Source organism: Ruegeria sp. CG1 (genome assembly GCF_056537265.1).
Genome location: NZ_JBQFRF010000002.1, coordinates 336,218 through 354,142, shown reverse-complemented (window position 1 = coordinate 354,142; position 17,925 = coordinate 336,218). Strand labels below are relative to the sequence as shown.

The 17,925-nt window shown below is 54.2% G+C and carries 15 protein-coding genes and 1 pseudogene; 5 read left to right on the top strand and 11 right to left on the bottom strand.

Annotated elements, in window-relative coordinates; translation table 11 throughout:
* Window positions 1–26: 26 nt before the first annotated feature.
* From ACR0AU_RS07345 to ACR0AU_RS07330, 4 genes are read right to left on the bottom strand one after another with little or no spacing between them, the layout of a single operon-like run.
* Window positions 27–824, bottom strand: a complete 798-nt coding sequence (locus tag ACR0AU_RS07345; protein WP_170625582.1) for an ABC transporter permease — start codon at window positions 822–824, stop codon at window positions 27–29.
* Entirely contained in the window at window positions 821–1,573 is a 753-nt protein-coding gene (locus ACR0AU_RS07340; RefSeq protein ID WP_170423024.1) for an ABC transporter permease, read from the bottom strand. The genes ACR0AU_RS07345 and ACR0AU_RS07340 overlap by 4 nt, the downstream gene beginning before the upstream one ends.
* Window positions 1,574–1,582: 9 nt before the next feature.
* Window positions 1,583–2,347 carry a transporter substrate-binding domain-containing protein gene (locus ACR0AU_RS07335; RefSeq protein WP_170394204.1) on the bottom strand — a complete coding sequence of 255 codons (765 nt, stop codon included), beginning with the start codon at window positions 2,345–2,347 and terminating at the stop codon, window positions 1,583–1,585.
* A 42-nt stretch (window positions 2,348–2,389) separates the two neighbouring features.
* Window positions 2,390–3,187 (bottom strand): ABC transporter ATP-binding protein, encoded by a 798-nt coding sequence (locus ACR0AU_RS07330; protein ID WP_480795482.1) that lies wholly within the window; start codon window positions 3,185–3,187, stop codon window positions 2,390–2,392.
* 77 nt (window positions 3,188–3,264) lie between these two features.
* Here ACR0AU_RS07330 and ACR0AU_RS07325 point away from each other — a divergent pair, with 77 nt between their 5' ends.
* From ACR0AU_RS07325 to lhgO, 5 genes are all read left to right on the top strand, one after another.
* Window positions 3,265–3,921, top strand: a complete 657-nt coding sequence (locus tag ACR0AU_RS07325; RefSeq protein WP_480438950.1) for a TetR/AcrR family transcriptional regulator — start codon at window positions 3,265–3,267, stop codon at window positions 3,919–3,921.
* Complete coding sequence (locus ACR0AU_RS07320; RefSeq protein WP_480795481.1) at window positions 3,918–5,102, top strand: pyridoxal phosphate-dependent aminotransferase; 1,185 nt, start codon at window positions 3,918–3,920, stop codon at window positions 5,100–5,102. Before ACR0AU_RS07325 ends, ACR0AU_RS07320 begins: the two co-directional genes overlap by 4 nt.
* Window positions 5,099–6,703: a 5-guanidino-2-oxopentanoate decarboxylase gene (locus tag ACR0AU_RS07315; protein ID WP_480795480.1), complete on the top strand. Its 1,605-nt coding sequence runs from the start codon at window positions 5,099–5,101 to the stop codon at window positions 6,701–6,703. The genes ACR0AU_RS07320 and ACR0AU_RS07315 overlap by 4 nt, the downstream gene beginning before the upstream one ends.
* A 3-nt stretch (window positions 6,704–6,706) precedes the next feature.
* Window positions 6,707–7,489 carry an arginine deiminase family protein gene (locus ACR0AU_RS07310; protein WP_170663437.1) on the top strand — a complete coding sequence of 261 codons (783 nt, stop codon included), beginning with the start codon at window positions 6,707–6,709 and terminating at the stop codon, window positions 7,487–7,489.
* 2,200 nt (window positions 7,490–9,689) lie between these two features.
* A complete protein-coding gene (gene lhgO, locus ACR0AU_RS07305) occupies window positions 9,690–10,889 on the top strand; it encodes an L-2-hydroxyglutarate oxidase (RefSeq protein ID WP_170732670.1) in 1,200 nt (399 codons plus the stop codon).
* 249 nt (window positions 10,890–11,138) lie between these two features.
* Here the strand turns inward: lhgO and ACR0AU_RS07300 are convergent.
* From ACR0AU_RS07300 to hpaE, 7 genes and pseudogenes are all read right to left on the bottom strand, one after another.
* Window positions 11,139–11,309 (bottom strand): annotated as a pseudogene (locus tag ACR0AU_RS07300) (IS5/IS1182 family transposase); the annotation flags it as partial.
* 419 nt (window positions 11,310–11,728) lie between these two features.
* Window positions 11,729–12,787 (bottom strand): aldolase/citrate lyase family protein, encoded by a 1,059-nt coding sequence (locus tag ACR0AU_RS07295; protein WP_170732669.1) that lies wholly within the window; start codon window positions 12,785–12,787, stop codon window positions 11,729–11,731.
* A 12-nt stretch (window positions 12,788–12,799) separates the two neighbouring features.
* Window positions 12,800–13,600, bottom strand: coding sequence for a 2-oxo-hept-4-ene-1,7-dioate hydratase (gene hpaH / locus ACR0AU_RS07290; RefSeq protein WP_170732668.1), 801 nt, complete (start codon window positions 13,598–13,600; stop codon window positions 12,800–12,802).
* Window positions 13,597–14,451 carry a fumarylacetoacetate hydrolase family protein gene (locus ACR0AU_RS07285; RefSeq protein WP_170393996.1) on the bottom strand — a complete coding sequence of 285 codons (855 nt, stop codon included), beginning with the start codon at window positions 14,449–14,451 and terminating at the stop codon, window positions 13,597–13,599. The genes hpaH and ACR0AU_RS07285 overlap by 4 nt, the downstream gene beginning before the upstream one ends.
* A gap of 63 nt (window positions 14,452–14,514) precedes the next feature.
* Window positions 14,515–15,498, bottom strand: a complete 984-nt coding sequence (gene hpaD / locus ACR0AU_RS07280) for a 3,4-dihydroxyphenylacetate 2,3-dioxygenase (RefSeq protein ID WP_480795479.1) — start codon at window positions 15,496–15,498, stop codon at window positions 14,515–14,517.
* 12 nt (window positions 15,499–15,510) lie between these two features.
* Complete coding sequence (gene hpaD / locus ACR0AU_RS07275; RefSeq protein WP_170509180.1) at window positions 15,511–16,362, bottom strand: 3,4-dihydroxyphenylacetate 2,3-dioxygenase; 852 nt, start codon at window positions 16,360–16,362, stop codon at window positions 15,511–15,513.
* A 51-nt stretch (window positions 16,363–16,413) separates the two neighbouring features.
* Window positions 16,414–17,925: a 5-carboxymethyl-2-hydroxymuconate semialdehyde dehydrogenase gene (gene hpaE, locus ACR0AU_RS07270; protein ID WP_170422682.1), complete on the bottom strand. Its 1,512-nt coding sequence runs from the start codon at window positions 17,923–17,925 to the stop codon at window positions 16,414–16,416.

Genomic DNA, 17,925 nt, shown 5'->3' with positions numbered 1-17,925 from the left:
TGGATCCCCATCCGCTGCTGGCAATACTAACTGATACCGCCATTGCGGTTTCCAGTACCAAGAACCTTTACTTCCAGCCAGTGGAAACCAAATGCGATCACGCCCGCGACGAGAATATAGAATACGGCCAACAGGATGAGCGGCTCGTAAATAATGAAAGTGTCGGAGCGCACACGTGAAGACACGGCGTAAATGTCGACGACAGTGATCGTCGCAACCAAAGGAGTTGCTTTGAGTTGTAATATGGTTTCACCGCCCAATGTCGGCAGGACGTTGCGGATAGCCTGCGGCAACCAGATACGGCGAAACATGGTGAAACGTGGCATGCCAAATGCCTTGGCTGCCTCAAGCTGACCCTTGGCGACCCCTTTGAAGGCACCGCGCATCACCTCTCCTTCGTAGCCGGCATAGGACAACGTCAGCGCCAGTACTGCATATGGCCAGGCCTGTCGCAAATAGGGCCACAACTCGGAAGAGCGTATCCAGGGGAACTGCGGAAACAAAGACCCAAGCCCATAATACAATAACCAGAGTTGCAGCAGCAGCGGTGTGCCGCGGATGATAGTGCAAAATGCCTTGGCCGGGGCGGCAAGATACCAAGGCCCAACCGCCTGTGCCAATCCAAGAGGAACGGCGAGTAGGAAACCCAAAACTACGGTGACCACCAACAGCCAGATTGTCGTCCAAATGCCCTGAAGGGCGAGCGGCGCATATTTCGGGATCCAGTCCCACTGAAGAGAGACGGCGCACCAGACAACGATTCCAGCGAATATCAGCATCATCACAATGCGATGTGGTTGCATCAAAGATCTGAAATCAATCATCTGCCCCCTCCCTTCAGAGAGGGTTGGCCGCGACGCGCCCATTTCTCAATCCGAGCGAAGATGCCGCCCGAACACAGCGTAACCATGAGATAAAGAAATCCCGCTGCCAGAAAGAAAGTAAAATAGGCGCGTGTACTGCTTGCAGCCTGGCGGGTTTCCAGTGTCAGCTCGTTGAAACCCACAACAGCGAGCAACGCGGTATCTTTGGTTGCAATCAGCCACAGGTTGGCAAGACCTGGCACGGCGAAGCTCATCATGGCCGGGATTGTCACGCGGCGCATGGTCATGAAGGCGGGCATCCCGTAGGATTTGGCGGCTTCGATCTGACCGGGCGGAACCGCCTGAATTGCGCCGCGCAAAATCTCGGTCGCGTAAGCGCCCTGGACAACACCCAGCACCCATATGCCTGCGCCAACACCACTGACCTCAACCCGACCCCCGCCCATTGCGGCGGAGATTTTGTTTATGATGTCAGATCCCACGTAATACAGGATCAGGATCAGGACCAGCTCGGGCACGGCCCGGATCACCGTCGTGTAGATGGCGAGAAGATCGCGCGTGACCTTCCCGCCATAGAGTTTGCCGTAAGCTCCGAACAATCCGATCACGAGACCGAGGGCGTAAGCGCCGAAAGCAATCTGCAATGAGTGGGACAATCCGCGCAGCAGATTGGCCCCCCATCCCGGCGGCGAGAGCGACAAAAGCTCTGCGCTCTGCGCCAATCCAAGTGAATCCAACAGTCCGTTCACAGTAGCGGCTTAGTAAATGCTGGCCGAGAAATAGTTCGATGTGATCTTCTCGTGCGTGCCATCGGCAAGAATTGCGGCGATGCCTTTGTTCAGCGCCTCACGCAGGTCATCTTGCCCTTTGCGCACGCCAGCCCCAACGCCGCGTCCCAGAATAGCGGGATCATCTGCAACGGCGCCTTTAATTTCACAGCAAGCGCCCGCATCCGAGTTTACAAAGTCGGCCATGGCGATGCTGTCTGCTTGAGTTGCATCAATACGGCCTGCGAACAGGTCCTGATTGGCCTCATCCTGTGTCTGATAAACCCGCAGTTCAGCATCCTTGAAATATTCCTGCGCATAGGCCTGGTGGATGGTCGAAGCCTGTATGCCGACAACTTTACCCGCCAGCGACTCTGGTGTCGCTTCGATATCCATCGATTTGTCCGCAACGATCACAGCGGGTGTGTTGTAGTAAGGATCGCTGAAATCAATGGTTTTCAGCCGCTCCTCGGTGATCGACATAGAGGCCATGATGGCGTCGATTTGCTGCCCGGTCAGCGATGGGATGATACCATCCCAGGCTACAGGCGTTATAACACAGTCCAGTTCGGCAGCGGCACAGACAGCATTGATAACATCGATCTCCCATCCAACCCAGTTGCCTGAGCTGTCAAGCGAAGCGAATGGTGGATAAGGTTCAGCCGCGATACCGATCTTGACCTCTTCGGCACTGGCGACACCAACTGAAAGGATGGCGGCGGCAACTCCGGACGCAAGCAGTTTCTTAAGGTTCATTTTGTTACTCCCTTTTTGGTTCATTAGTTTGTTTTGACTGAATCAGGCGACCGAGCTGAGGAACTGCCTCAACCGCTCTGATTTTGGATTACCGAAGACCTCGGCAGGTGGACCCTGCTCTTCAATGCGGCCTTCGAAAAGATAGACAACGTGGCTGGCAACTTCGCGCGCAAATTTCATTTCATGGGTGACGAGCAGCATGGTGCGTCCTTCACCAGCGAGATCACGGATCACGTTCAAAACTTCGCCGACCAACTCGGGGTCCAGCGCCGATGTGGGCTCATCGAAAAGCATCACCGAAGGATCTACGGCAAGCGCACGGGCAATGGCGGCGCGCTGTTGCTGACCGCCAGATAGATAGGCCGGAAAGGTGTCGGCCTTGTCACCAAGCCCTACCCTTTTCAACAGGTCGTGCGCCCGCGAGATAGCCTCTGCCTTTGGCACCTTTAGGACATGTATCGGCACTTCGATCACGTTCTCCAGAAGCGTGCGATGCGTCCACAGATTGAACTGCTGAAAAACCATTGCCAGCCGCGTTCGGATACGCTCGATCTGGCGGCGGTTCGCGGGGCTACCATCGGCGTGCATTTCAACCAATTCACCGCCTATGGTGATTTTTCCCGAGCTCGGCGTTTCCAAGAAGTTGATACAGCGCAGCATGGTGGATTTGCCCGAGCCTGACCCCCCGATGATTGCGACAACGTCCCCCTTGTTGGCAGTCAGGGAGACACCCTTCAGGACCTCTAGCGCACCAAAGGATTTGTGCAGGTCCTCAATCTTTATCGCCTCAATGGACGCAGTGGCTTCGGGTGTGGTTGATGCTGCTTCGGCTGTGTCCATATCTAACAATCTTCTGATTTCAGCTTGCAGTAAGCCTCGAATCTCGCAATTATGCAAGTGTATAATAACTCCATGCCATGGATGACACTGACGTGCAGGACGACAGCCGCAAATTTAAACGTGAGTCTGCTGAGTTTCGGCGCGAGGCGCTAATATTGGCGACTTTGGACCTGATCGCCGAGATGGGCGTCCGCGGTGCCACGGTGCGTGAGATTGCAGCCCGCGCGAACGTGACCCAAGGGTTGATCCGTCATTATTTCTCTTCAAAGGAAGAGTTGGTCCAGGCGGCGTATGAGCACCACATGAATACGCTAACCGATCAGACAGCAGCTTCGTCAGGAACGGGCAGCGCAGTATCTCAGTTGACCAACTTCGTTGACGCGTCGCTACGACCACCAATCGTTGATCCAAGCGCCGTGGCGTTGTGGGCCAGCTTTCTGAACAAGGTGCAACATGATTCAAAAATGCAGCGCATTCACCAGCAGACCTATAACTATTTCCGGGGTCACCTCGAGGAGCTGATCGTCGCCGCATTGCTGGAAACCGGACGTTCAGTTGCTGCAACGGAGGCAACGCAACTGGCCATTGCTTGCAACGCGGTAATCGACGGCCTTTGGCTGGAAGGCGGTGCGCTTCCGGACGCGTTTTCCGAAGGGCAACTGGCGCGGATCGGCTTGGACTCCGTGAGCGCCATCCTGGGGATACCATTAAACAAAGAGGCGGAGCAGCCATGAAGACAACATCTGTGACTGTGCGTTTAGAGGGGTTGGGTGGTGCCAAATGGGGTGTACACCTGAAAGCACGTGACCTTATCAAAGCCGGAGCGGATATCGTCGAAATGACGATTGGAGAACCGGATGTGCCCGTGCCAGCCGCATTGGTAGAAGCCACCGTAACCTCCTTGCGGGCACAACGGACAGGGTATTCCAACGGGCGCGGTGAAGCCGGACTGCTTGACGCGCTTGCTTCTCGCTATTCAGCCTCTCGTGGGCGGCCCTTCGGACCCGAGAACTTTTTGTGCTTTCCCGGGACGCAAACCGCCCTTTTCGCAGTGATGTCCGGGATTGCAGAGGCCGGAGACGAGGTTTTGGTTGGTGATCCGATGTACGCGACATACGAAGGAGTCGTGCGTGCATCCGGGGCGGATATGGTGCCTGTGCCGCTTCGGCCAGAGCACGGGTTTCGCATGCAAGCCGAAGATATTGCTGCACGCATCACTCCACGCAGCCGCGCCATTCTTCTGACAACGCCACACAACCCGACAGGTGCAATTCTGACTACCGCGGAAATTGCCGAAATCGGGCAGCTCGCCATGGCGCACGATTTATGGATCATCTCGGACGAGGTCTATGAAGAACTGATCTTTGACGAGGCCGAATTTGCTTCACCATTGGCAGACCCGAAACTGGCGGATCGTGTCATAGGTGTATCATCCATCTCGAAATCACATGCTGCCCCAGGGTTTCGTAGCGGTTGGTGTGTCGGACCAGCAGCGTTTTGTGAAGCGCTGCTGCCGTATTCCGAAACAATGCTCTTTGGCAATCAGCCCTTCATCGCGGACATGACCGAAAAGGCAATCCGCGACGGGTCCGAGGTTGCCCCCGGCATGGCCGCTCGCTTCTCTGGCCGCGCCACCCTGCTGGCCGATCGTCTTGAAGCAGAAACGGATATGACGGTTCATCGCCCAGAGGCGGGAATGTTCGCCCTCATCAACGTTTCTGCCACCGGGTTTGATGGCGAAGATTATGCGTGGGATCTGTTGCAGGCCGGGGTGGCTGTCATGCCAGGGTCCGCCTTTGGCAACGGTCTGAAAGACTGGGTCCGGGTCGCGCTGACGATTAGTGACGCCGATTTTGCCAAAGCGGTTTCTCGCATCATTGATCACGCCAACAGCAAATCACGCGAGGTTGCATGAGCGGAATGACAATCGGTGAAGCTTTGGTTGCCAAGCTTCGCCAAAGAGATGTGACCTGCGTCTTCGGAATTCCGGGCGTTCACACGGTCGAACTTTACCGCGGTCTTGCGGCTTCGGGCATTCGTCATATCACGCCCAGGCATGAACAGGGTGCTGGTTTCATGGCTGATGGCTACGCGCGTGTTTCGGGGAAACCGGGTGTGACCTTTGTGATCACCGGCCCCGGATTGACCAACACCTTGACACCGATGGCGCAGGCGCGCGCTGATTCAATTCCGATGTTGGTGGTCTCTGGTGTCAATAAAACCGCTTCACTTGGCAAGGGCTTGGGACATCTGCATGAATTGCCAGACCAACTGGGGCTGGCCAGAACAGTTGCGTTGGTGTCAGAACAAGTTCCCGACTCCAACGCTCTGGACCCGGTCTTGGACCGTGTTTTTCACGACCTTACCAACGGTCGCCCAGGGCCGGTGCATATAGAGGTCCCGTTGGATGTAGCAGCAGAAAAATATCAAAAAACACCAGTCGAGACGCTCGATCCAGCACCCCCGGTCAATCCAGACTTAATCTCACAAGCGTCAAGGCAACTGGCTGAAGCAAATAGAGTTGTCATTCTGGCGGGTGGTGGCGCGAAAAAAGCGGAAACCGATTTACAGACATTGGCTGAAACTCTCGATGCCCCCGTCGTGCAAACCGTCAACGCACGGGGCCTGATGCACGGACATCCACTGACCGTTCCGGCCAGCCCCAGCCTCAAAGCAGTACGCGAGCTGATAGAAAGCGCTGATTGCGTTTTGGCTTTGGGAACCGAATTGGGGCCAACCGACTATGACATGTACGCCACCGAACAATTTGCAGGAAGGTCAGGCCTGATCCGGGTGGATCGCTGCAGCGATCAACTGGCGCGACATGAGGCAGCGCTTACCATTCAAGGTGACGTCAATTTGGTTGTACCGGCGCTGTTTGGGGCATTGTCCAATGAGGCAAAGCAAGACGACGGTGCCGAACGCGCCAGCAAAACACGCCGCGCCGCCTGGGAGGAAATTGGTCCGGACTATCGCCATCAGGTCGAAATCCTGAACGCCATTCGCTCGGCAGTTCCGAATGCATTGATGGTCGGAGACTCAACCCAACCAATTTATGCCGGCAATCTTTTCTACGACCACGACCGGGCCGGAGGTTGGTTCAACGCAGCAACGGGATATGGCGCGCTCGGCTACGGGATACCCGCTGCCATCGGCGCGTCGATCGCCGATCCGACAGCAAGGGCGATCTGCATTGTCGGCGATGGAGGTGCACAGTTTTCATTGCCTGAAATCATGGCCGCAGCAGATGAAAACCTGCCGGTCACCTTCGTGATCTGGAACAATCATGGATATCAGGAAATTGCCGCGTCGATGCGGGATGTGGGTGTGACCGTCATAGGTTGTGATCCTTCGCCCCCGAATTTTTCTGCATCAGCCAAGTCTTTTGGCATTCCATTCACCAAGGTTCCGGCCGAACCACAGGCTGTCGCGCAGGCGTTGCGCGAAACTGTCGCTTTAGATGGGCCTGCAATGATCGAAGTCATCGCTCCGAAATGTGAACCTCAGAAAGATTGAAACATGTCAGACCCGACCTTTGAGTTCTCCCGCGCAATCACCCGCCGCCCGGCTGCGACCATTGCCGGCGGTTTGCGTGCAAAGGATATTGGAAACCCCGATTTCGAAGGGATGATGGCGGCACATAAGGCTTACGTGGCTGCACTGAAAAGCACCGGGGCTGAAGTAATCGAACTTGATCCCCTCGACGCGTTCCCCGACGCGCAGTTTGTCGAGGATACGGCCCTTTGCCTGCCGCAAGGCGCTGTGCTGATGCGGCCAGGCGCACCATCGCGGATGGGTGAGGTGGCAGAAATGGCGCCAAATCTTCGCGCTTGCTACGAGACGGTTCTGGAAATCAACGGCCCCGGCCATATCGAGGGCGGAGATATTCTTGTAACCGGTCGCGAAATTTTGGTGGGCAGATCAGACCGCACGGACGCTGAAGGTGTCGCCGAGCTGTCTAAAATCACCTCCGCGTGGGGCCACAAACTGCGCGAAGTGTTTACACCGGAAGGCGTTTTGCACTTCAAGACAGATTGTTCACTGATGGATGCCGAAACAATCCTGTCTACCCGAAGACTTGATGCATCAGGCTGCTTTGAGGGCTACCGAGTGCTTCATGTTGCTGATGGGGAAGAAGCTGCTGCCAACGCGATCCGCTTCAACAATCTGGTGCTGATGGCCGCAGGCTTCTCGCGCACAGCAGACATGTTGGATCGTGAAGGGTATGAGATCGTAGAAATTGACAACACCGATTGCGCCAAGCTGGATGGCGGCATGTCATGTCTCTCGCTAAGACTTTGAAGGGTTATTCGCCAACTTTTGGTCATCGGCGGTCTCTTAGTTGGAGAATGAATATCAAGCTTTTTAACCGACAGCTAATTTGTGATTGCCCTCCAAGGTACTAAAAATAGTAAGGATTATGCGGCGAAGCTTGTATAAACTGCATTCTGAGCAAGATTGGCAGTACTCCATTGACGCTCCTTCCTTGTTCAATGAACGAGATACAAAAAAACGGGTGAACCTTGCATATCCTTTAGTGGGCCCAGCGAATGAAAAATCTCATCCAAAAGACAATCCTCAGCTAGCTCGAACGCTGGTTAGGTAAAACCGATATCGATGCGCCATACTTGACGCCATTTATGGATCTGATTGAATGGGAACACTAACTACCGCCTTCCTTCAGCATGGCCTGGTTGTCACTGGATGACATACCCCAAAGCCCGTTAATCATTGCAACCGTCAACCTGCTGGCCACGACCGAAACGATGTTAGTTTGGAGAACGAACGCATCAACAAGGTTCAGATGGATATTGCGTCCTGAAAGTCCACCCTTTCTATCAGCACTGACATTGGCTGCTATCCCGCGCCAAGCCCTTTTGGAAGTTTTTGAAACATAACCTCGCTAAGAAACTCCGCTCCAGATGGCGAACTAACCGCGGTTTCAATTGTTTCAACAATATCTCGGATCACTTGATTGACACGTTCATCGTCAATTATCACCAGACGGTTCGGACGCTCCTAAAGGCGAAGATCGTTCTTTTCGGGCGTAATTATGATACCAGCATCAACAAGGAAGCTACCGCTCGTTTCGAGGTTTGCCTTTATAGATTGGACCGAGAATATGACTGCCATCAACCATACTTAGAAAACTGAGCCGAACTGCATGTGATATCCATATGCCCGACAACAAACTCGCCTCAACCAATTGTAATCGCGTAACGACCTAAAGCTTCTGCTCCAACGGCGGTTAAGATAATAGAAAAGCGCATTTCCGACATTGGCGCAATTTGCCTTGTCAGTCACTTTTGGCTCCACAGCGGCCATCGGAGCAAATGCTGCATCCTGTGATTTTGTATTGCATCAACGCCGAGCTGTCGTTGTTGGCGGGCATGGCGGATCGGAACATCAGCCATGGAAACGCCAAACTTAACTGCTATACGCTCACTTCGTCCAGTCTGGAACGAAAGGCGTATTGCAGGTTAACAGCGCCCGCTTAAACCAAAACACGTTTGGGCGATCCAAATGCTCCACGAGCTCGCCGAAAATCATCGAGATCTAGCGCTCTTCAACATGGTAATCGATAGCAAGTTGCGCGGCTGCGATCTGATGAGGCTGAAGGTGGTCAGTGTTAGATCATCGAGTCAGATCGATCGGCCGCAAAGCCAGCGCCTAAGGAACCCGTTCAATGAGAGAACCAAGGTCACTCAGATCTACAAGATGCGCCCAGCGTACGCGGTCTTCGCAATTCGTTACATAACCGTTGGCAGCACCGGAGCGATAAAGGCATCTTTGCGCCGAGTTTGATAGAGTTGGCCGCTGATTAACGGTGAGGAAATGAGCATGATGGTTGACGCAACATATCTCGGAGTCAGTCGCACGGCGTTCAGTCTTTCGATGATAAAGGGAGCGCGGGCGCCTGATTGGCAGAACCAAGGTCGAAATGAACACAAATCTGTACGCGATCTGCAACAGCCTCGAGAGCCAAATAAACCTGTTTGAGACCGCCGGGCAGGTCAGCGATCACTTCCGTGCGCTGGCATTGATGAGCAGCCTGCCGTTAGGCGATGCGGCAGGATCATATAGCAGAAATCTGAGGCGAGTTTTCTGCGAGTTCGGTGGGGTCATAAACTGTTTCAGATCGACCTTGTCGATCTCAGACCGTCTGTATAAAACTGAGGCTTTAGATAAGATTATCTCTGCCACATAATCTCGCTTGTTTTGGCGTTTTTCATTGCCCCAGCTATACTTTCGAATACCACGAACGGTACAACATCATGGGTAGCGGACATCCGGTCGATTGCCTTGCAGTTCAGACATGTTGTTGCCTTTGAAGTCTAGTCCCGTTTGAGCCTTCCTAAGGCTCTCTGGCGCATAAAAACTTGTAATAACTTAACCAACATCAGAAAAAGCGAAGCTGACCGGCGGGTATTGCCACTTCATAAACCGCCTCGTAATTTGATCTATGCCCAGCACATCAAGGGCTCAAAATACAGGAGAGTTTATGGATCTCGGAACTTACGATTATGCAGTAGTAGGCGCCGGGATTGTCGGAGTAGCTACCGCGCTGGAGCTTTCCAGACGAGCGCCCAAAGCGCGGATATTGCTAATCGAAAAAGAAGATGCTCCAGCACGTCACCAAACCGGCCGTAACAGCGGTGTGGTCCATACTGGTGCCTACTACAAGCCGGGCAGTAAAAAGGCGCGATTTTGTCGTGAAGGACTGCTTAGAACGAAGCACTATTGCGAGACAAAGGGCTTGAAGTACGAGACACGCGGGAAGCTCTTAGTCGCCACGAACGATCAAGAGAAAGCTCGACTTGGCGACCTGGCGGATCGCGCGCGTCAGAACGGCGTAACAGTTCAAGACCTGTCTTTGGCCGACCTAACTTCCTTGGAACCCAACGTAGCGGGGTGCGCCGCTGTTCGGCTACCAGACACCGCGATTGTAGACTACTCCCAAATAGCTCGGTCACTCCTTGAGGACTTCGTGGCTAATGGAGGGACATTTCTATATTCCACCCCTTTGGTAGGCATCGATAACAGTTATGGAAAAACCGCGCTCATCACACTTAAGGGTATGATCGGGTGTGAGCATCTTGTTGTTTGTGGAGGTTTGCAATCCGACCGTATAATTCGCATGGCGGGACTTGCGTGCGATGCCAAAGTCGTACCGTTTCGGGGGGAATATTATCGTCTTCCAAAACGAAAATCCAAACTGGTCAAGCATCTGATTTATCCTGTGCCTGACCCCAACCTACCGTTTCTAGGTATCCATTTGACGCCTATGATTGATGGATCGATCAATGTCGGTCCGAATGCCATCATATCATTGGCACGCGAAAGATACTCCAAGGTGTCATTCAGCTCAGCAGACTTTCGTGAAATGGCCTTGTTCGCAGGCTTTTGGCGATCTCTTGCCAAGCATCCTTGCGCCATAGCCAATGAAATTCGAAGCGCGGTGTCAAAGCGTTACTATCTCAAACAAGTTCAGAAATACTGTCCAAAAGTTGAATTGCCGGATTTGTGTCACTACGTGGCAGGCCATCGTGCCCAGATCGTTCATCCTGACGGGCGACTTGAAGACGATTTTCTGTTCAGATCTCAGGATCGTATGACGTTCGTATTAAATGCGCCTTCGCCGGCAGCAACAAGCGCTATGCCAATCGCTCAGGAAATATGCGATCGAGTACTGAGCCAATAGCTAGTTGCAGATAAATCGATGGTCACCGCGCCAACAGAGGTTCCCGCTGTTGGCGTTGTAGTTGGTGCAAGTTTTTGATCGTAGAAATTGGTCGGGCGCGACAGCGTGCTTGAAAGGCCGGTTTGGGATGCTTCCAGAGTAATGGGCAGAAAGCGACTGGTTTTATTCAAAAACAAAGTGTTACGCGCGCAGAATGCAATGATCTGAACACGGCAAAAAACGCCTTCCCGATTAGGCTTTGCGTGTTTGTTACGGTGCGGTAAAGATATTGACCCATTTGTGTATGTTCTGGGCGGTGGCAGTGAGGGTTAATTTTTAATTTGCGCCATACGGGCCACAAAATCGGAGCCGTCCTAACCCAAGTACGCGTTTGAAGTGAGCGAAGAGCGTTTCGTTCTTCTTCCGCAGCTTCATCGAGATATCCTACCGGCGGGTCTTTCAATTAGATGACCCTGCTGCACCACGTAACAGCCGGTTCTTTTTCTTATACGGCTGAACAATGAGAACAAAAAGAAGGAGACTTTTATTTGTTCTTGAGAATTTACAGATAAAACTCAATTGCTTATAAGATGATCTTGGACAAGTTGACCGCATCAATTCACCCCGACGGGTCTGTTGGTTTCTTGCAAACTCGCCGCAGTGCCGTCCACAACATTCTAGGGAGTAATCCATGAGCAAGTGTTCAGATAACCTTAGAAATAGATGCTTGCCTAAGTGATCTTGGCGCATACTCTGACATCGCAACGGCGCCCTGTTACTGACAACAAACGAGTTGTAAACACGCGAGCAGGCAGGAACGCTTAGAAAAACCCATACTATTTCCAGCAAAACAAAAGTCGCTAGTCATCCCAGTTCAGTTCAAGCTCTTCGCGAAAGGCAAACCGTTTTAGGTGATCGGAAATCACCGTCTTCCAACTGTCTAGGTCACCGCGTTGTTGCGCCGAGGCGCAAACTTCCAGTGCTACTGGCGTAGCCTTTAGTTCAACGGCATTGCCACTGCCAAAAGAAACGGTTCCAGTATCTGCATCGAACTCGACCTGTCCCTTATGTGACCAATGTTTGCATAATTGCTGTAAGTACTTGCTGGCATTTTCTGTTGTCGCCGATCCGATTGCGTTCTGCCGCGGCAAAAGCGCGAGGCCGTTTTGCGCTTTGGCGCGCATGCTTTTTGCGAAAAGGGTGACGTCAATTTCAGTGGCCAGAAAGGTCACGCCGATCTCAAGGCACCTACGCTGCATTGCTGGGTCCAGTGTTAGGATACCCGCGGCTTTACCTGCCGCGACGATGCGGGTCAGCGCGTCTTCAATGGCCTCCACAACATCTGGATGCCCGGCGTTGCCGATATGACCCATGTCGGCGGCCAGATCTGCAGGTCCGATAAAAACTCCGTCTACTCCATCAATCGTCAGAATGTCGTCCAGAGCGGCCATGCCCGCGTTGTTCTCAACCTGCAGCAGCAGACAAATCTGCTCATCCGCCGTATCGAGGTAGTCCGGGATTTTGGCAAATTGCGAAGCCCGCGCAAGGGATGATCCCACACCTCGGACGCCGCGTGGGGGGTATTGCACCGCGCGCACCAGTTCGCGCGCCTGATCAGCGCTTTCGACCATCGGCACCAGAATACTCTGAACACCCGCATCGAGATATTGCTTGATCATCCATGTCTCACCAATCGGTAGACGTGCAACTGGCGCGCTGCCCGAACTTTCGATCACTCGCACCTGTTCAAGGGTCGAGCGCAGGTCGTTTGGTGCGTGTTCGCCATCGACCAACAACCAATCGAACCCTGCGGTCGCGGAAATTTCTGCTGCATATGCGTCGGCCATTCCGATCCAGCACCCGACCTGAGGCTTTCCAGCCTTCAATGCAGCCTTAAAGGTGTTCTTTGGTGCGGGCATGTCGCTGCTCCTTTAGGCAAAACTGATGTCGACGGATCCGAACGATCCGAAATCGGCGTGGATTTCCGCACCCGATGGGCATTCGATCGGGCGAATGAAGCTGCCGGACAGAATCACGTGGCCGGGTTCAATCCTCTGGCCGTATTGCGCCATGCGACGGGCAAGCCAGACCACACTTTCGACCGGATCATTCAATACGCCCGCACCCAGGCCGGTTTCCTCGATTTCGCCGTTGCGGAAGGTTAGGGCCCCTACCCATCGCAGGTCAAATGCATCCGCTGGGCGGCGTTCCGCCCCTAGTACAATGCCGGCATTTGCGGCGTTGTCGCTGATCGTGTCGAATACAGTGCGTGACTTTCCAGTCTCAGGGTCTGCCCGCTTTATACGAGTGTCGAGGATTTCAATGGACGGAGTAACATAGTCGGTCGCCTGCAAAACCTGATCGCGGCTCACATCGGCGCCGCCAATGGCTTCCTTCATGACAAAGGCGATCTCGGCTTCGATCCGGGGTTGGATGAAACGACCTGCGGGAACGGTCCCGCCATTTTCAAAGGCCATGTTGTCAAACAGGATACCACTGTCAGGAATGTCGATATTCAACGCATATTGCATCGCTTTCGAGGTCAGCCCGATCTTCCAGCCGATGACCTTGCGCCCTTCCGCCAATTTGGCACGATAGATGGCATTCTGCACCTCATAAGCGTCATCCATCGCCATTTCGGGATACCGCAATGTCAGTAGACCGATCTGCTGTCGCGTCCTTTCCGCGTTCAGCAGATCGGCGGCAGCGCGCGCGTGGTCTTCCGGGGTCATATCTGCTCGTCCTCGATGGTGTTGCACAGGGTGCCTATCCCATCGACGGATACCTCAACCACATCGCCGGGAGCCAGGTATTTTGGCGGATCAAATCGTGCACCTGCACCAGTTGGGGTGCCGGTGACGATGATATCGCCCGGATGAAGGGTCATAAAGGTCGAGATGTATTCGATCTCGCGCCGGATCGGGAACATCATTCGGTTCAACGTATCGTCCTGACGCAATTCACCATTCACATGAGTCTGAATGCGGGCGTCATCCAACTGGGCAGCGCCAGTGAAAGGGACCAGCCAAGGGCCGATGGCACCCGAATTGTCCCAGTTCTTGCCTTGCGTGACGTTGAACTTGGCGTGCCGAACCCAATCGCGGATTGTCCCTTCGTTGCACAGGGTCAAGGCTGCGATATGGCCATAAGCATCGTCCTGCGAAATCCGGCGGCCTGCTTTGCCGATCACGATGGCCACTTCACCCTCGTAATCCAGCGTGTGATTTTCGGGCGGGCGGATCAGAGGGCGATTATGGCCGGTAAATCCACTGGCGAAGCGCGGAAACAGCGACATGTATTTCGGCTGGGCACTGCCATCTTTGTATTCCGCGTTGCGATCTGGAAAGTTCACACCAACGCACAGAATGCGACGGACATCCGGCATCACCATCTCAAAGGTGAAATCCGTATGGGTTACCGGCTTTCCTTCGGCAGCCTCGGCCAATTGGCCAAACGCACCAGCGGCGACAACCTCGTAGAGGCTTTTGAACTCGGCAAATTCGCTGTTTAGTGCGACCGCGCCTTCATCAGTGATCGCACCAAAAAATGTTTCACCGTTGGCAGTGTAGGTTGCAATGCGCATCAGGCCTCCTCGGCGTTATGGAACCCGCCCATACTAAGATGTTTTAGATCAAGCATACTTTGCTTACGGTGCGATGATGGGAGACGCAGACAGGTCTGGCTCGTTTACATCCACACCGACAAAGGATGTGCCGTGTTCAAACCAACTGCGCGGTGCCGGAGCGCCCCAGAGCGTCTGACGCTGCGGGTCCTTCAGGTCCCATTTGATCGGCTCCAGATCGGGGTCAACGGTCTGATAATCCGAGCAATAAATCTCAATCCGGTGTCCGTCGGGATCGAGAATATACAGGAAGAAAGCATTCGAAATACCATGTCGCCCCGGGCCGCGTTCGATGTTGTCCACATAGCCGGTGGTGGCCATTAGATCGAGCAAATCGATGATGTTCAGCGGTGTTGGCACCCAGAAGGCCACGTGGTGCATCCGTGGGCCTTTGCCATTGGTGAAGGCCATATCATGCACCCCACCCTTGCGGTGCATCCACGCGGCCCACAGTTTCTTGCTGTCTTCGTCTTCCGTATACTCGGTCACGCGGAACCCGAAATCACTGTAGAATGCGACACTGTCATCGACATTGGTTGAGAAGCAGTTGAAGTGATCGATCCGCAGCGGTTTCACACCACGATAGAGCGCGTATTTCTGATGGATCGGCTCCAGGCGATCCATCTTGTGATAGAACTCCAGCGGTATGCCCAAATTGTCCGAGGTTAACAGAGTCCGGCCCTGATAGGGGCGATCAACCCATGAGGTCGGTCGGCCTTTGGATTGAAAATACGCCTCGGCCCGATCCAGATCCTCTTCGTCGAAGGTTTTGAAACCCATGACCTCGACAGTCGCCGGCTGATCGGAATTCTGCAGGATCACACAATGATGTCCACGTTCCTCCATAGCGCGCAGGTAGACATGTGTGTCGCTTTCGTCCGTGACCTGCAAACCCAGAACCTCCGAGTAGAATTTACACGAAGCTGACAAATCGCTGACGTTCAGGCAAACATGGCTCAGCCGGATTGTGTTGAAGTCGGGATACAGGTTGGGGGCTGGAACGGGCATTTTAACCTCCTGTTATACGGGGAAGATGACGTTTGTCTGGCCGGTGCCGGAGCTTGGGAAATACTCAGTCACAACCTCGCATTTCTTGTCATAGGTATCCCACCCCAGCGCGCCGTAAAGCATCGACGTGTCGTGCATCGAGCCTTCGCCGCAGCAGAAATTGGCATAATCGCCCAGCATCTTCAGGAACGTGGCATGATCGCCGTTCTTCCACATCTCAAGCACATGCAGGTCCATCTGACGGTTGAATTCCGAACTGATGGTGAAAGTGCCGTTGTTGGCGGCATAGTCCTTGTTGGCCCAGATTTTGTGCGACAGCGAGCCTGACGCGACCAGCAGCACCTTTTCGTCACTGGCCTCAACCGCTTCACGGATGGCCTCGCCGACAATTCGGCTTTCTTCATGGCTATGCACCGTGGCCCAGGCCGCGACCGAGACAACCTTCATATCATGCTCGCGGCTCATGAACCGCAGCGGCACCAGTGTGCCGTATTCCAGTTCGAGGCTGTCCAGGTGATGCGCCAAAGTATAGGCGCCCTTTTCTGAAGCTATCTTAGCAATGGCGTCGCCCATTTCAGGATTGCCCGTATAGGAATACGGCAGGTCCTGAATGAATTGCGGGAACTCGTTCGACGTGAACAGGCCTTCGAACTTCTCATTGGCGTTGATGTGGAACCCGGCATTGATCACCCAATGGGTGTCACAGATGATCACCGTGGTCGCCCCCAATGCTCTGGCGCGGCGCGCGATCTCGCGGTGGCCATCAATGGCAGGCTGGCGTTTACCTTTCACCGGGCCTTCCTGCTCAGACATGAGCAGCGTCGGCACATGGGTCATTTTGGCGGCAAGAACGATTTCTCCCATGGTCTGCTCCTGGAGTTAAGGTTTTTCGCGCGATTGTCGTCTGAGGGGCCGCTAGAGCTTGCCCAGTTGCATGATCTTGTGCTGGCCTGTGGCAAAGCCGACATGCTTTTGTTCCATATAGAACTCAAAGCTCCAGTCGCCGCCATCGCGACCGATGCCGGACGCTTTGACCCCGCCAAACGGTGTGGGCAGATGGCGCACGTTTTCCGAGTTCACCCAGATCATTCCGGCCTCAAGCTTGTCCGTGAAACGTAACGCGCGGGTCAGATCGTTGGTCCAGACATAGCCGGTCAGACCATATTGCGTGTCATTTGCGATCTGCAGCGCCTCCTCCTCAGTCGAGAACGGGATCACGGTCAGGACAGGGCCAAAGATTTCCTCGCGTGCGATGCGCATTTGATTGTTAGCGTTAGTAAACAGGGTGGGCCGTACGAAGTACCCCTCTTCGCCCACCTTGACGCCACCGGCCGCGACAGTCGCGCCGTCTTCCTTGGCGATGTCGAAGTATGAAGTGACCTTGTTGTAATGCTCTTCCGTTACAAGAGGGCCAATCTCGGTTGCAGGGTCCAACGGGTGGCCGACCTTGATATTGTTCACGCGCTCGATCAGCTTGGCTTCGAACTCTTCCTTGATCGTATCCTGTACCAGCAGCCGCGAAGAAGACGTGCAGCGTTCGCCGTTGATCGAATAGATCATGAAGATCACCGCATCCAGCGCGCGATCCAAGTCGGCGTCGTCAAAGACGATGACCGGGTTCTTACCGCCCAACTCCAGATGCATCCGTTTAAGCGTATCTGCGCCTTGCTTGGTAATGATGCTGCCCGTACGGCTTTCACCGACAAAGGCAATGGCTTTGATCAATGGATGTTCGGTCAGCCGCTTACCTGCGTCTGGACCAAAACCGTTGACAGTGTTCAGCACACCCTTGGGCAGACCGGCTTCTTCCGCGATTTCGACCAATAGCCGCGCAGACAGCGGTGAATCTTCAGCTGGTTTGTGGACGACCGTACAGCCAGCGGCCAGTGCCGGAGCGATCTTCCATGTCGAAAGCATGAACGGGGTGTTCCACGGCGTGATGACACCAACGGGCCCGATTGGGACGCGGGTGGTTATGTTCATCAGTGTCGGTGATTTCAGGTGTTGACCATCCCGCGCCTGAACCACCTGATCGGCAAAATAGCGAAAATTCTCAGCCCCTCGCAGGGCGGCTTTGGACATAAAGCGCAGGGTCTGGCCGGTATCCCAGCATTCGCACAGCGCGATCTCTTCGGCTCTTGCCTCAATCGCATCTGCAACATTCAGCAATATCCGGCGGCGCTCCGGGGCGGGCATGTCGCGCCAATCTGCAAAGGCCTCATGCGCGGCCTGTGCTGCTGTATCGACATCTTCCGTAGTGCCATGGGCGACGTCGCAGATCACCGATTTATCCACCGGAGAGATCGTCTGAAACACCCCTGCTGACCCATCTTGATCTTCTCCTGCGATCCGGTTCTTGATCCCGGTCTTCTTGAAACGGGCAAGGAAACCATCAAGCCGTTCAATATTCTTGTGCAGGTCACTCAT